The 12,739-nt window shown below is 40.0% G+C and carries 12 protein-coding genes; 7 read left to right on the forward strand and 5 right to left on the reverse strand.

From position 1 onward, the window contains the following. The first annotated feature begins 28 nt into the window (after positions 1 to 28). From H9I37_RS05080 to queA, 5 genes are all read left to right on the forward strand, one after another. Positions 29 to 487 (forward strand): hypothetical protein, encoded by a 459-nt coding sequence (locus H9I37_RS05080; RefSeq protein ID WP_187381378.1) that lies wholly within the window; start codon positions 29 to 31, stop codon positions 485 to 487. A 135-nt stretch (positions 488 to 622) separates the two neighbouring features. Next, positions 623 to 1,108, forward strand: a complete 486-nt coding sequence (gene ruvC / locus H9I37_RS05085) for a crossover junction endodeoxyribonuclease RuvC (protein ID WP_187381379.1) — start codon at positions 623 to 625, stop codon at positions 1,106 to 1,108. A gap of 134 nt (positions 1,109 to 1,242) precedes the next feature. Next, entirely contained in the window at positions 1,243 to 1,854 is a 612-nt protein-coding gene (ruvA, locus tag H9I37_RS05090; RefSeq protein WP_187381380.1) for a Holliday junction branch migration protein RuvA, read from the forward strand. Between the two features lie 9 nt (positions 1,855 to 1,863). After that, positions 1,864 to 2,943, forward strand: coding sequence for a Holliday junction branch migration DNA helicase RuvB (ruvB, locus tag H9I37_RS05095; protein WP_187381381.1), 1,080 nt, complete (start codon positions 1,864 to 1,866; stop codon positions 2,941 to 2,943). Between the two features lie 59 nt (positions 2,944 to 3,002). After that, on the forward strand, positions 3,003 to 4,076 hold the full coding sequence (queA, locus tag H9I37_RS05100; protein ID WP_187381382.1) for a tRNA preQ1(34) S-adenosylmethionine ribosyltransferase-isomerase QueA: 1,074 nt from the start codon (positions 3,003 to 3,005) through the stop codon (positions 4,074 to 4,076). A gap of 12 nt (positions 4,077 to 4,088) precedes the next feature. Here queA and H9I37_RS05105 read toward each other — a convergent pair whose 3' ends face one another. From H9I37_RS05105 to H9I37_RS05125, 5 genes are read right to left on the reverse strand one after another with little or no spacing between them, the layout of a single operon-like run. Then, positions 4,089 to 4,886 carry an FAD binding domain-containing protein gene (locus tag H9I37_RS05105; protein ID WP_187381383.1) on the reverse strand — a complete coding sequence of 266 codons (798 nt, stop codon included), beginning with the start codon at positions 4,884 to 4,886 and terminating at the stop codon, positions 4,089 to 4,091. Next, entirely contained in the window at positions 4,887 to 5,378 is a 492-nt protein-coding gene (locus tag H9I37_RS05110; RefSeq protein WP_187381384.1) for a (2Fe-2S)-binding protein, read from the reverse strand. Next, the gene (locus H9I37_RS05115) at positions 5,375 to 7,666 is read right to left on the reverse strand and encodes a xanthine dehydrogenase family protein (RefSeq protein ID WP_187381385.1); all 2,292 of its coding nucleotides are present in this window, start codon (positions 7,664 to 7,666) and stop codon (positions 5,375 to 5,377) included. The genes H9I37_RS05110 and H9I37_RS05115 overlap by 4 nt, the downstream gene beginning before the upstream one ends. 24 nt (positions 7,667 to 7,690) lie before the next feature. After that, a complete protein-coding gene (locus tag H9I37_RS05120) occupies positions 7,691 to 8,935 on the reverse strand; it encodes a DegT/DnrJ/EryC1/StrS family aminotransferase (protein ID WP_187381386.1) in 1,245 nt (414 codons plus the stop codon). Between the two features lie 45 nt (positions 8,936 to 8,980). Further along, on the reverse strand, positions 8,981 to 10,480 hold the full coding sequence (locus tag H9I37_RS05125) for a polysaccharide biosynthesis protein (protein ID WP_187381387.1): 1,500 nt from the start codon (positions 10,478 to 10,480) through the stop codon (positions 8,981 to 8,983). Positions 10,481 to 10,646: 166 nt separating this feature from the next. Between H9I37_RS05125 and H9I37_RS05130 the strand changes: the two genes are divergently transcribed. Together H9I37_RS05130 and H9I37_RS05135 are read left to right on the forward strand one after the other, a co-directional pair. Beyond that, positions 10,647 to 11,192: a hypothetical protein gene (locus H9I37_RS05130; protein WP_187381388.1), complete on the forward strand. Its 546-nt coding sequence runs from the start codon at positions 10,647 to 10,649 to the stop codon at positions 11,190 to 11,192. A gap of 13 nt (positions 11,193 to 11,205) precedes the next feature. Next, the gene (locus H9I37_RS05135; RefSeq protein ID WP_187381389.1) at positions 11,206 to 12,684 is read left to right on the forward strand and encodes a hypothetical protein; all 1,479 of its coding nucleotides are present in this window, start codon (positions 11,206 to 11,208) and stop codon (positions 12,682 to 12,684) included. Positions 12,685 to 12,739 lie beyond the last annotated feature (55 nt).

Here is a 12,739-nt window from a genome sequence, read left to right on the forward strand (position 1 = left end):
AAAATAAATAAAATCGTTGGAGGATTTTATGAAAAGACTTTCTAAAATGGCAGCTATTTTTACTGCATTGATTATGGCGTTTGCATTCGTCGGTTGCAAACAATCAACAAATAATGATGACGGAAATTCTAGGTCAAAACTTGATGCACCTACGAATTTAGTCATCAATTCTATGAAAGATAACACTGTTAGTTGTGCCGTTAATATTTCATTTAAATACAATGGAAAGGTTGGTTTAGACGGAGCAACATACGCGATTCTTGGTTACTCGCTTACAAATGATTCTTCTCAAGCTGTTTATGACAACAATACACACGTTCATGTCGAAGCTGGAGAAAATACAAGAACCGCAAATATCCCGTCAACGGACGCCCCATATTTAAAGCCGGCATCAGGAACAAAATACTATTTCTGGCTAAAAGTAGCAAGTGCCGCAAACAATGTTTCAGACAGTGCATGGAGCAATGTTGCTGAATTCACATATTAATAAAAATTAGATAGCTTGGGGTCTTGATGTTGAGAGTCGAGCCCCAATAAAATCCGCGGACTAGTATTGCCCTTAAGTCTTACCAATAATTTTGTATTTTGCAATTTTTACCGCGATTTATGATACAATAAAAATATGTGCAATAATAAAAGAGTTCTTGGAATTGACCCCGGTCTTGCGAATACGGGATTTGGTGTTGTAGATTTTGTAGACGGTAGATACAAAATGGTGAGTTATGGATGCATCACCACTAGTTCAAAAGATGCTCGCGGTGAACGGCTGATTAAAATCTACACAAGTTTATGCGCTGTTATAGACGAATTTCAGCCACAGGAAGCCGGAATGGAGACTCTTTTTTTTGCCCGTAATGCGACATCTGCTATGGGGGTTTCCGAGGCGAGAGGTGTTGTAACTCTTTGCCTTGCTCAGCACAGAATAAAACTTGGCGAGTATAAGCCCAATCAGATTAAGCAGGCTGTAACAGGGACTGCCGCTGCAGATAAAGAGCTTGTTGAAAAATATGTAAAAATTCTGCTCGGCCTTGATGCTGAGCCAAAACCAGACCACGCCGCAGACGCACTTGCATGCGCAATAACTCATTTGCATTATTCTGCAAGATAAAAGTGGGCGTTGCGGGCAGGGTGGAAGAAAAATTTGCCCGCTAGAAGGGGTGGCGCAAGACCACTTGTGGGCTGGAGCCAGGGGAAGACTTTCCCCTACTTAATAAAAATCATTTTTTGCTATATAATTGTCTTATGTTCAATTCAATCAGCGGAATTATTACCGGAAAATTTCCAAAACAGCTTTTTTTAGACAACAACGGTGTTGAATGGGATATCTGTATGCCTGACTCAAATATCGATATGATTGGCGGCGTTGGAAACGAAGTTAGGGTTTACACATGGCTTCAGCATACAGATCAACTTATGAATCTTTACGGATTTGCTACCGCAGATGAGCGAAGTTTGTTTTTTGACCTTCTTAAAGTTGATGGAATTGGCCCAAAAGGTGCTGTAAAAATAATGAGCTCTGTTTCGAGCGCTCGTTTGATGGATGTTCTTGAAAAAGGCGACATTGAAATGCTCGAAAAAATTCCTGGCGTTGGTAAAAAAACTGCCGGTAAAATGATGCTCGCACTCAAGGGAAAATTGTCGCTTTCAGAGCCTGCCTCTGTTTCAAAATCTAGTTCAAATCCTTTTTCGGATGTTGTCGCATCTCTAGCGAACATGGGTTACGACAAAACTCTGGCAAGTCAAAAAGTTATTCAACTCAATCAGGAACTTTCTTCAAGTGCTGATTTTTCGGCAAAATCTCAAAAAGAAAAAGAAGAAATTATATTCAGAAAAGCGATTGTTGAGCTTGCTTAGGGGATATAAATGAAAGACGATGATGTTTCTGAAAGTACAAATTTTTCCTCAATCGTTCGCGCTGATTTACACGACTTTGATGATAATGATACAACTTTGCGTCCTCAATTGCTCAAAGATTTTCTCGGTCAGGAAGGCGTAAAAAAGAATCTGAAAGTCTTTATAGAAGCCGCAAAACAACGCCAAGAACCACTCGATCATCTTCTTTTGATTGGTCCTCCGGGGCTTGGTAAAACGACTTTAGCTCAGATTACAGCTCACGAACTTGGAGTTGATTTTAAGGTGACTTCAGCCCCAGCGCTAGATAAGCCAAAAGACTTGGCTGGAATTTTGTCTACAATCACGGAGCGGACTGTTTTTTTTATTGACGAAATTCACCGTTTAAAGCCTGCGATTGAAGAGATGCTTTACATAGCGATGGAAGATTTTGAACTCGACTGGATTATAGGTCAGGGAGCAGCGGCTAGAACTGTTCGCATTCCAATTCCGCCTTTTACATTGATTGGAGCTACTACAAAGGCTGGAAGTGTAAGTTCGCCGCTTCGTTCACGTTTTGGGTTTATCCCACGGTTTGAATTTTATACTCAGGAAGAGCTCGCCTCTATCATAAAGCGTTCTTCTAAGATTCTTGATGTTTTGATTGAGACGGAGGCCGCGATGCTGCTCGCTCAGTGCTGCCGTGGAACTCCACGTGTAGCGAACAGAGTTTTGAGACGGATGCGTGACTTTGCCCAGATTGAAGGAAAAAATGTAATAACAATAGATATTGTTGATAACGGATTAAAACGCCTTGACATAGATGAGATTGGGCTTGAAAAATACGACAGGGAAATTCTTTTTTCTATCATAAACAACTTTGGAGGCGGTCCTGTTGGTGCAGAGACTCTTGCAATAAGCATTGGAGAAAGCATCGATACTCTTGAAGACTACTATGAGCCTTATCTTATTCAGTGTGGTCTTTTGCAGCGCACGCCGCGTGGAAGAACTGTCACCGAAAAAGCGTATAAACATCTTGGACTTGCTAATCTTTTTAGTGAGGAAAACTCTGACAAAAAAAATATTTCCGACTGCCAGGGAACGCTGTTTTGATTCTGCATGCAAACAAGATTAGTTCCCACGCCGATTTGTTTGCGATATAATCACAAATTATGTTAACAACTGATTTTAATTTTGAACTGCCTGAAGAGCTTATAGCGCAACATCCGTGTGGGATTCGCGGTCAAGATAAGCTTATGTTTTTGGGGCGAAAAAGCGGCGTTGTTAAGCATTACGCTATGGATGATTTGCCGTCTTTAATCACACCTGATACTCTTATGGTTTTTAATAATTCACGCGTCAGACGCGCTCGCGTTTACGGCATAAAAGAAACAACAGGTCGCGAGACTGAATTTATGTTTTTGAACACGATTGATAAAGAGTGCCGCATTTGGAACACTATGGTAAAATCCGCAAAAAAACAGAAACCTGGAATGCGTTACAAATTTCCCGATGGAACTATTGGTACAATAGTAGAGATTTCGGGGAATGTAGGGACTGAATTTAGGGCAATGAAGTTCGACGCTGCGCTCGATGAAGACTGGTTTGAAAAAAACGGTCACATTCCGCTTCCTCCTTATATAAAACGAGAAGATACAGAGGAAGATTCCGAACGCTATCAAAATGTCTACGCCGACAAAATCGGTTCTGCGGCATGCCCTACGGCTGGTCTTCATTTTACTCAAGATATGCTTTCAAGACTAGACAAAGCCGGAATAGAACGATGTTTTGTTACGCTTCATGTAGGGCTTGGAACTTTTCTTCCTGTCCGCGAAAGCAACATCGAAAATCACAAAATGCACGAAGAATGGTATACAATACCTGCCGAAACTGCCGAAAAAATCAACAAGGCTAAAAGAGAGGGGCGCCCCATCCTTGCAGTCGGGACAACGAGTGTCAGGACGTTGGAAAGTGCTGCTCAGGAATTTGAAAAAAAAGAAGGAGCTTCAGAGGCAGACGGGAAGTTGATTTTTGCCGGTACTTCTTCGACAAGAATATTTATGTATCCTGGGTTTAAGTTTAAAATTGTAGACCAGATGTTTACAAACTTTCACACACCTGAAAGCACTTTGATAATGCTTGTGAGCGCGTTTGCAGGGCGCGAAAACATACTCAATGCATATAAACAGGCTGTCGAAAACCGATACAGATTTTTTTCCTATGGTGACTGCATGCTTATAAAATAACGGCTTGGCAGATTAAGTCAGCTGTTCAAAACTATACCTTGTCAGATTAAAGAACTGCTGTTTTACAACATCGGAAATCATTTTGTCAGTTGCAGTTTTTTGAAATTCCTCTATGACAAGATTTTCAATTTCGTTTATATCGCTCTGCTGAAGAGGCAATCTGCGTCCAATCATCGCATTTTCAAATTCCTTGCTATAGAATGCAAAAGGCCCTGCAAATGCAAGGTGAACATTCAGCAAACTGTTTTTTTCAGTATCCGCCATAAAAGCAAAAGAAGCCGACTGCTGAGTAATCGTATGCTCTGAGCCGATTCGCCTGAAAATTGAGAGTTCTGCATCTACAATCGGAATCCTGATATTTGTCAAAATAAATCCGTCCGGTACGCCTTTAAAGTTTCTTATATTTTCTGTCCGCGTTTCATCTAAGTTTTTGAATTCAAGGCGAGCATCAAGTGCCATAAGCGGAGCAAATAAAGTGAGTTTGTGTTCAGGAGTGCAGATGTTTCCGCCCACTGTTGCGATATTGCGAATGAAAGGATTTGCAATGCAGTTTAGCGCTTCGTAGAGAATCTGCGGAAGATGTGTTTGCCCTATGTTCAACAAATCTGAAAGCGTTGCCCCCGGTCCGACGTCTATATACAGCTCGTGTCTTACAATTTGAGAAATCGATTTTATTCCGTGAGTCGAAATAAATTTATCGGGGAGACTTTCAATTCTCGTACAGCCGCCTACAATTTGTGTTCCTGGATTGTTCGAAAGAATTTTTATCAAATCGGTTTCATTTCTTGCGTAAAGTATTGTCTTTCCCATTTAAACCTCTTTTTCTCCGCTTCGTTTGAGTCTTCTGCTTGAAAGTTGAATTGCATAAATAATTCCGTTTACAAGGGTTTCAATGTCTATGCAGCAAGGTGAAAGATTTTTTACGGAATCAGTTATTTCCTGCCGAGTCGGAATTTTGTTTAATTTTATTATCTGATAAGCAGAAAAGACTTTTCCTGCATTGCAGTAACCGCACAGCTTAATGCCGGCTTTCGAAAAACCTTCCATGATGAGCTTGTAATCTTCCGTTGTCTTAAAAAGTTCGAGTGTTTCAATTTTGTCGTCTTTTACAAGCCCGGCAGGGATTTTGCAAGAGGCAACAGGTTTTCCATTTAAGAGAACAGTACATGCTCCACAAAATCCGTTGCTACAGCCACCTTTTACAGAAAGACAGTTGTTTTTATGGAGAACTTTCATCAATGATTCATCTGCATGAGCATTTAAAATTATTTTTGTCCCGTTTAATGTTACAGGTATTTTCATTCTCGATCTCCTTGATTTTCTTGCTTTGTTCGTTTTTTAGTAAGTTTAAAAAGCAAATCTTCAGTGCATGGAATTTCTGTAAGTTGCGTGGTGAGGGCTAGTGAAAGTGCAGAAGAAAACGCCGCCGGAAGAGAATTGTGAATCAAGCCTCCGACTTGCCCGGATTTGTTGTTTGAAGATGTGAAAGTGATGTCGATAAAATCGCATGAGACAGACTTTCCCTTTACGAGCATTGCGAGTTCCTGTTGAATTTCGAGCCGCAGAGTCTTTTTTGCAGCCGCTTCATCAAAAACTTCCCCACAGTCTGCGCAAACCCAAACGCCTTTTATTTTTTCATTGTAAGTGTAAGTGTCGAGCTCAACTTCTACAATTGTTGTTATAAACGATGTCGTAGAAAACGGAACTCCGGTGAAAGTATCTTTGTTCCATTTTTTTCGCTGACTAGGCTGAACACCTCGTTTTGAAGAGATCGGGAGCGGTTGATGAAACCTTTTCTTTTGAATATCGATGCAGCATTTTTTCAAAAGTTCATTCAACACGCCAATCGAGCTGTATGAATCTTCAGGAGTTTCAGGCAATTCTTCAATATCAAATTCCGAATCGATGATTATATTGTTTTTTTCAATCTGAAGTATTTCGGCAGCCGTATTTTTCCATATTTCCTGAACAACCGATGACGGTTTAATCGTGTGGATTATCAGTTTATCATCAGTTGTGAGCGTAACTTCAATTTTAGAATCGTAATAAAAAAATGACTTTCCGTTGTATTCTGATGGGACATACGCAGTTGCAACGCCGATTCCTCGCAGTGGTAGTGCAAAAAACGCTTTGTTGCTGCGTTCAACTCTGTCAGCTGCTTCCATTTGAAACGATGCGTATTTTCTGTTGAAATCGCTTTTTTGAATGACAGTCTTAATTGTGTCAGTTACGTCTGCAATCGGAATATCAAAAGGAAAAGGAGATATTTTTGACTGCTTTTTATTTTGAATAGAATTTACAAGCCTCAGTTCATCAGGAAAAACATTTGTCTGGCTGCTGATTTTTTGCATTTCATTTTCAATCGCAAAAAATGCCTGAGAGTCTATAGAACGAATTGAAACCGAAGTAGGCGGAGTTTTTGAAGTATGAGTTTTTGTAGAGACGTAAAGATTTTGAGGTTTGTAGTAACTCGTTGCGGCTAGCGTGATTCTGTCTGTGATTTCCTGAGCAAACGGATTTGAAATTCCAATATCAATATCGATATCGACGCGCATCGCAAAAATCTGTCCGCTCGGTTCAACTGCTGTTTTGTATTTAAACTTTGTGATTACTCCTGGCCCCATATATTCTTCTTGTTCTCTTTGTGAAAGCACGAGTTTTACAGGCTTTTTTGAAAGATATGATGCAACGGCAACTTGCGCCGCGAGTTGTGATGTTCTGGACAATCCTGTCCGATATATTTCCGCCGCCTTAGTTTTATGTATAAAAATTTTATTTTGCGCGATTCCAAGAACATCTGCAATCGTTGTCTGCGTCAGATATGTCCAGCATGAAGGAACATAAATATGAATTTCTTCTCCATCGGTATAACATGCAGCTCCTTCAGTTTCCTGCCACTTCGGTATTACAAAATTTTCCTGCCAAGAGCTTTCCGATATTGTTCTGGAGGTTCCGTTTTCGTTTGCCTCTGAAAAAAGTTTTTTGTCTGCTTCTTCAGGTGAGAGCTTCTCATAAATTCCATATTTTACGATTCTTGAAGCAACTTCGACAGTCGGTGCTTTTTCTATTCGAGATTTGTCAAGCACGTCGTTTAGTGACGGCATGTCGTTGATTAAATCTACAAAATCGGAAACTTCTGCATCGTTGTGATTATTTTTGCTGTCATTTTCATTTAATGTAGAATTTGTTGTGGGCTTTTTTTTGCTGTTTATGACGTTGTGAAGTGCCGATTCAAGCGATTCAATGTCAAAGCTTACAGAAACCTGACTGAGCAATTTTTGAACTTCCTGTTCATCAGGTCCAAAAAGAATTCCAATCGGTTCTCCCTGATATGAAATTCTATCGTAGCCAAAAATCTTAGTCGTCGTCTTATTTATCTGAATCGATTTTGCAGCCGGAATATTTTTGTGAGTATAAAGATAATATCCGTCAGGCAAACTTGAAATTGTAACATCTTTTATTTTTCCTGATGCTGCCGGGCTGCGGACAAGGGCTGCATACAGACAATCAGGTTTTTCAAAATCGCTGTAAAATCCGGACGCTTCAAGAGAACGTTTGTTTTTTTTATCTTCGCTTTTTTTTGCCCTCATTTTGTTTCCTTGATAATTTTATATTTATTTATGATTTTCTTCACCGATTTTTTTTACAGTATCTATTACAAGTTCAGCCTGTTGATCTGTCATATCCGGGAACAGAGGAATTGAAATTGTCTGGCTGTACTGTTTTTCTGCATTCGGATAGTTTTCACAAGTAAAATCAGGATAAAGTTTTTGCCAGTAAGTAAAATGAAAAATCGGGATAAAATGAACTGATATACCAATCCCGGCTAGTTGCATTTTTTTTGCAAATTCTTCACGGTTGATTGTTAGCTTATCCTCTTTTATGCGAAGAAGATAAAGGTGCCATGCATTTCCCTGTCCGTCAGGAGGAAGGGTTATAAAGTCTAAATCTGCAAAAGATTTGTTGTACATCTCTACGATTCTTTTTCGCTGTTCATAAAACAATTTTGCACGTTCCAGCTGGCAGACACCCAACGCTGCCAAGACATCAGGTAAATTGAATTTATAGCCGGGAGCGACGATGTCGTATTCCCAAGAGGCTTTTGGAGATGTGTAACGATCCCAAGTTGTGCGGTCCATTCCGTGCATGCGCATCACAGTCATCCGTTTTGCAAGACATTCATCACGAGTGCAAACCATTCCGCCTTCCGCTGTCGTTATAGTTTTTGTGACGTAAAATGAAAAAACGCCGGCATCTCCGATAGCCCCAGCGTACCCAACATCTGTCGGAGATGGAAACGAATGTGCAGCATCTTCAATCACTCTGATTCTATTTTCCGGCGTGCTGTATTTTTTTGCGAGCTCAACGATGCGTTTCATGTTGCAGATATTTCCGGCAATATGAACCGGAACGATTGCACGAACTTTGCGTCCGTTTTCCATATCTTTTTTTAGGATTTCTTCTATTTTGTCCGGATCTATGTTGTAACTGTCTTTTTCTATATCTGCAAAAAAAACATCTGCTTTCAAGTGACGCGCACATGCCGCTGTGCTTACAAAAGTATACGGTGTAGTTATGACGGCAGTTCCTTCTTTTACACCGCAAGCTTCCATTGCAAGAATCATACCTGATGTGTTTGAATTAACTGCAAGCGAGAGAGGTTGCCTTTCGTCCATTCCAAATTTTTGCCTTGTGATAGAAACTTCAGGGCTGTCTTTTATCGCATCGCTGAATTTTTTTTCAAATTCGAGTGCATATTTTCCTGTCGTCAGCCAGCCTGAGCGGAGAACTTCCAAGACAGCATCTTCCTCTGCCTTTGTAATCGATGCTCTGTGAAATGGAACTTTTATCTCTGCCATATTTGCCTTCTATAATTTTCAATTTTCCCGATTTGACAATTATAATTACAATAAATCTGTTCGTTTTTGATTATCGTTTTTTATTTCTCGATAAAAATCTTTCAAGCTTTTGCAATTCTCACATAAAATATTTATCAGCTTTTCCTTGTTTCTAAAATCAGCTTCTCTGTCGGGTGTATAAAAACAGATAGGTTTCATTTCTTCTAGCAGTTTTTCAAGGTAATCTGAATCATATTCGATGTTGTTTAATTCCAGAATCTTTTTGTATTTTGTCGGAACAGGATTTTCTTCTTTGAGCCAAAGCGGTTCTACAAGGCGTTCGCCTTTTCTCGCTCCAACAATTTTAACGTCGATGTCTTTATAAGGTTCAAGTCCGCTGAACCTTATGATCTGCTCTGCAAGGTCAATTATTTTTACAGGGTCACCCATATCAAGCAGATAAGATTTTCCGTTTTCTCCGACACCTCCTGTCTGCAAAACAAGAGAGCACGCTTCAGGGATTGTCATAAAGTAGCGTACCATTTTTTTATCTGTTATTGTGACAGGTCCTCCGGTTTTTATCTGATTCTGAAACAGCGGTAAAAGTGAACCTCGGCTGCCAAGTACATTTCCAAAACGAACAAACATAAACGATTGTCCGTCAGTTTTTTTTGCGGCATCAAGCACGAGCTTTTCACACAGCATTTTTGAAACGCCATAGATACTGACTGGGGACACAGCTTTGTCTGTAGAAATCAGAACAAATCGTTCAACTTTATGTTTTATTGCTGCGTCGAGGAGATTTTTCGTACCATATACATTGTTTTCAATTGCGGAAACCTGATTTTCTTCCATCATTGGAACATGTTTGTAAGCTGCGCAGTGGAAAATAACGTTACATTTTGTCTGCTTTATTATATAATCTGTGTATTCGCGGCAGCGCATATCTCCGATGATAGGCACAATTGTCGCTTTTTCCCCGACTCCTTCCGACTGCAATAGACGGAGTTCACGATAAATCTGGCAGATTGAGTTTTCTCCGTGTCCAAAAAGATAAAGCCGTTCAGCACCTCCGCTGAGAAGCTGACGAGAGAGTTCCGACCCGATTGAACCGCCGGCTCCTGTGATTAAAACTCTTTTTCCTCTAAGGTAGTTGAGGCTCTCTTTCAATGAGATTGCAATTGGTGTTCGTCCAAGTACATCAAGAGGGTCAATCTCACGAGTTTGAACAAGATGAGCTGTTCCGTTTATAACCTGACTTATTCCAGGCAAAATTTTGATGTGAGAAAAACCGTTTTTTGTCAGAGTTTCATAAATCTCGCGAATGCGTTCTGTTGGGGCAGAAGGGATTGCAATTATGGCTTCGTCTAAATCTGAATTATTTAATATAGAAGTAACGCCTGCTATTGGACCTAAGACGGGAATCCCATCTATTTTAGTTCCAATCAAATCTTTGCTGTCGTCGATGAATGCGTTGACTTTCCCAAATATCTTTTTTCGTTTTATATCATCGGCGATTGTCTGTCCTGCAAAACCGGCTCCGATTATGTAGATACGTTTTTCCATTTCCCAACCCTTGTGTCATGATTTTAACACAATCTGCGCAAATTCGCAATTATCACAAAAGCTCTATCCGCCAGCTGCTGTCATTAAAAAGAAAAGCTCTAGCCGCCAGCTGCTGCCATAACTAAAAAAGCAAAAAAATCTCTAAACCCGAATCGATTTTTATCCGATGAAGTTAATGATAGTCGAAAAATATCGGGGTGTTTCTATGGGGAAACTAAAAAAAATTGCGTCGGCGCTTGTTATCATTGTTTGTTCAACTGCCTGCTTTGCAAAACAGATTTCATTTCAGATAGTTCAGCATGATGACAGTGCAAAAGAAGTGACTGAATCTTCATATTCTGTAGAAGATGTTTTGATGAATATTTTCTTTGAACGAGGCTATATAGTAACAAATTCTGATGCGACGGTGTCAGCATCATCTGAACAGGACGAAACGTTTTTTAATACGGGAATTGGAGAAGCATTCAATGGATTTTCCGATTATTTTGTCCAAGTTAAACTTTTTTACGAAGTTGATGAAAAAAAATTAAACAAAAAGGCTGATTTATACAAAATTGACTACACTGTCGCTTCCGCAAAATCAGGTAAAAAAATCCTGACAAAAAGCATCTCGGAAATAAAAAAAGCCGGCAACGGTCAAGTTGATTATTCGTATATCTCAACGGAACTTATTCAACATATAAATAAAGCGATCAAGGAAAATAAAGCCTAAGGATGGGTAGGGTATGAAAAATAAATTCAAAAGCGTTATTACAGTTTTAGTCGTGACTACAATGTGTCTCATGTTCACATCTTTCAGTCCTTCTCTTGACGGAAGAGCAGTAGTCGTCGAAAAAGGCGTTTTTCCACAAGGATTGTTTGCAAAAACTGTAGGATATCTTCCCGGAGATGTGATAAAAGTTTCAAACGTCGCAGGTAATGCAAACGTTGAAATTCTTGTGATTGGGGCGCTCGACCCGTCGGAAGGTGTCGCAATCATGTTATCTCCAGAAGCAGCGGCAGCACTTGGCATTGAAAAAAACTCAAACAATATCGTAAAAATTACAAAGCGCTCCGGGCAGGACGAACGCGTATATGGCAATGCTATGATTTCTTCATCTCCAGCCGGCACAAAAGATGTTGACGGAGCTCTTGCCGATTCAATCGTGGAAAATGAAGAATCTTTTGAAGATATTTCAAGCTCAAAAACTGAAGAAGAAAACACAGCCACTGTCCCTGAAGCAAATGACGAAGTTTCGCAGGAAGTTGAAGGAGCTCCTTCAAAAATCGATGCGGAAGACGAATCTATGCCTGAAGAAAATCAGGAAGAATTTGGAGAAGAAGAGAAATCGGAGTCTGAAGACGTTGCAGATTCAGAATCAGAAAATATTCCTGAACATGTCGAAGAAGAAGTTGAGCAGGAAGTTGAACCAGAATCTGAACCTGTCGAAAACGATGATTTTGCAGAGGAACAAATAGAACCCGAAGAAGCGGAAAACGAAGTTGAACCGCAGTCTGAAAGCGAAGAAAACTCGGAGGCTCCAACTGAAGAATTCTACGAAGATGAAGTACCTCCTGAAAATCCTGTAGATGAGGAATCAGTTGAGGAAGAAGAATTGCCTGCCGTAACTGAAGAAAAAGCTCCGGAAGAAGTTCCTCCGGAAGAAGAAGCTGACGAAGAGTACGACGCAATTGTCCTCGTCCCTGCTGACGAAATGCCGCCGACAGAAGAAGAAAACCCTGAAGTAGAAAATCCTGTCGAAGAAAATGAAGATGCAGAGGAGTCTGCTTCAGAAGAGCAAATTCCTGATGAAGACGTTTTTGCAGAAAACGATGAGCTTCAAGAATATGAACCGATTGTCATTGCACCATCGGAAGAGGAAAATCAAGTTGCTGAACAAGCTCCTGAATCTGAAGAGACAGAAGTTCATCCAGCCTTCACAGAGCAGCCTATATCTTCTTACGAAAAATATATTGTAGGAAATATCGATAATCTTGAAAGCGGAAAATATTACATTCAGATTGCAACTCTTACAATTGACAAAAATATAATGGAGATTGTGGACAAATATGCCAACAACTATCCTGTTTCAATCGTAAAAATGAGTGGCGGAATTAAAAAGCAGATTTTTATAGGACCGCTTTCAATCGACGAATATGCTGTCGTGCTCGAACGGTTTAAGAGTTATGGTTACAAAGATGCTTTTGTAAGAAAAATAAAGTAAATCAAACAATCAAAAAAAAGGCTGCCTATGAATTTGAGACGCACTTTACAAGCGC

Source organism: Treponema sp. Marseille-Q3903 (genome assembly GCF_014334335.1).
Taxonomy (GTDB): domain Bacteria; phylum Spirochaetota; class Spirochaetia; order Treponematales; family Treponemataceae; genus Treponema_D.

Excerpts from the sequence above, each read along its gene's own strand:
- queA (WP_187381382.1), top strand. The coding sequence starts at position 3,003 with ATGTTAACAACTGATTTTAATTTTGAACTGCCTGAAGAGCTTATAGCG.
- H9I37_RS05105 (WP_187381383.1), bottom strand. The coding sequence starts at position 4,886 with ATGGGAAAGACAATACTTTACGCAAGAAATGAAACCGATTTGATAAAA.
- H9I37_RS05120 (WP_187381386.1), bottom strand. The coding sequence starts at position 8,935 with ATGGCAGAGATAAAAGTTCCATTTCACAGAGCATCGATTACAAAGGCA.
- H9I37_RS05125 (WP_187381387.1), bottom strand. The coding sequence starts at position 10,480 with ATGGAAAAACGTATCTACATAATCGGAGCCGGTTTTGCAGGACAGACA.
- ruvC (WP_187381379.1), top strand. The coding sequence starts at position 623 with ATGTGCAATAATAAAAGAGTTCTTGGAATTGACCCCGGTCTTGCGAAT.
- ruvB (WP_187381381.1), top strand. The coding sequence starts at position 1,864 with ATGAAAGACGATGATGTTTCTGAAAGTACAAATTTTTCCTCAATCGTT.
- H9I37_RS05135 (WP_187381389.1), top strand. The coding sequence starts at position 11,206 with ATGAAAAATAAATTCAAAAGCGTTATTACAGTTTTAGTCGTGACTACA.
- H9I37_RS05080 (WP_187381378.1), top strand. The coding sequence starts at position 29 with ATGAAAAGACTTTCTAAAATGGCAGCTATTTTTACTGCATTGATTATG.
- H9I37_RS05130 (WP_187381388.1), top strand. The coding sequence starts at position 10,647 with ATGAAGTTAATGATAGTCGAAAAATATCGGGGTGTTTCTATGGGGAAA.
- ruvA (WP_187381380.1), top strand. The coding sequence starts at position 1,243 with ATGTTCAATTCAATCAGCGGAATTATTACCGGAAAATTTCCAAAACAG.
- H9I37_RS05110 (WP_187381384.1), bottom strand. The coding sequence starts at position 5,378 with ATGAAAATACCTGTAACATTAAACGGGACAAAAATAATTTTAAATGCT.
- H9I37_RS05115 (WP_187381385.1), bottom strand. The coding sequence starts at position 7,666 with ATGAGGGCAAAAAAAAGCGAAGATAAAAAAAACAAACGTTCTCTTGAA.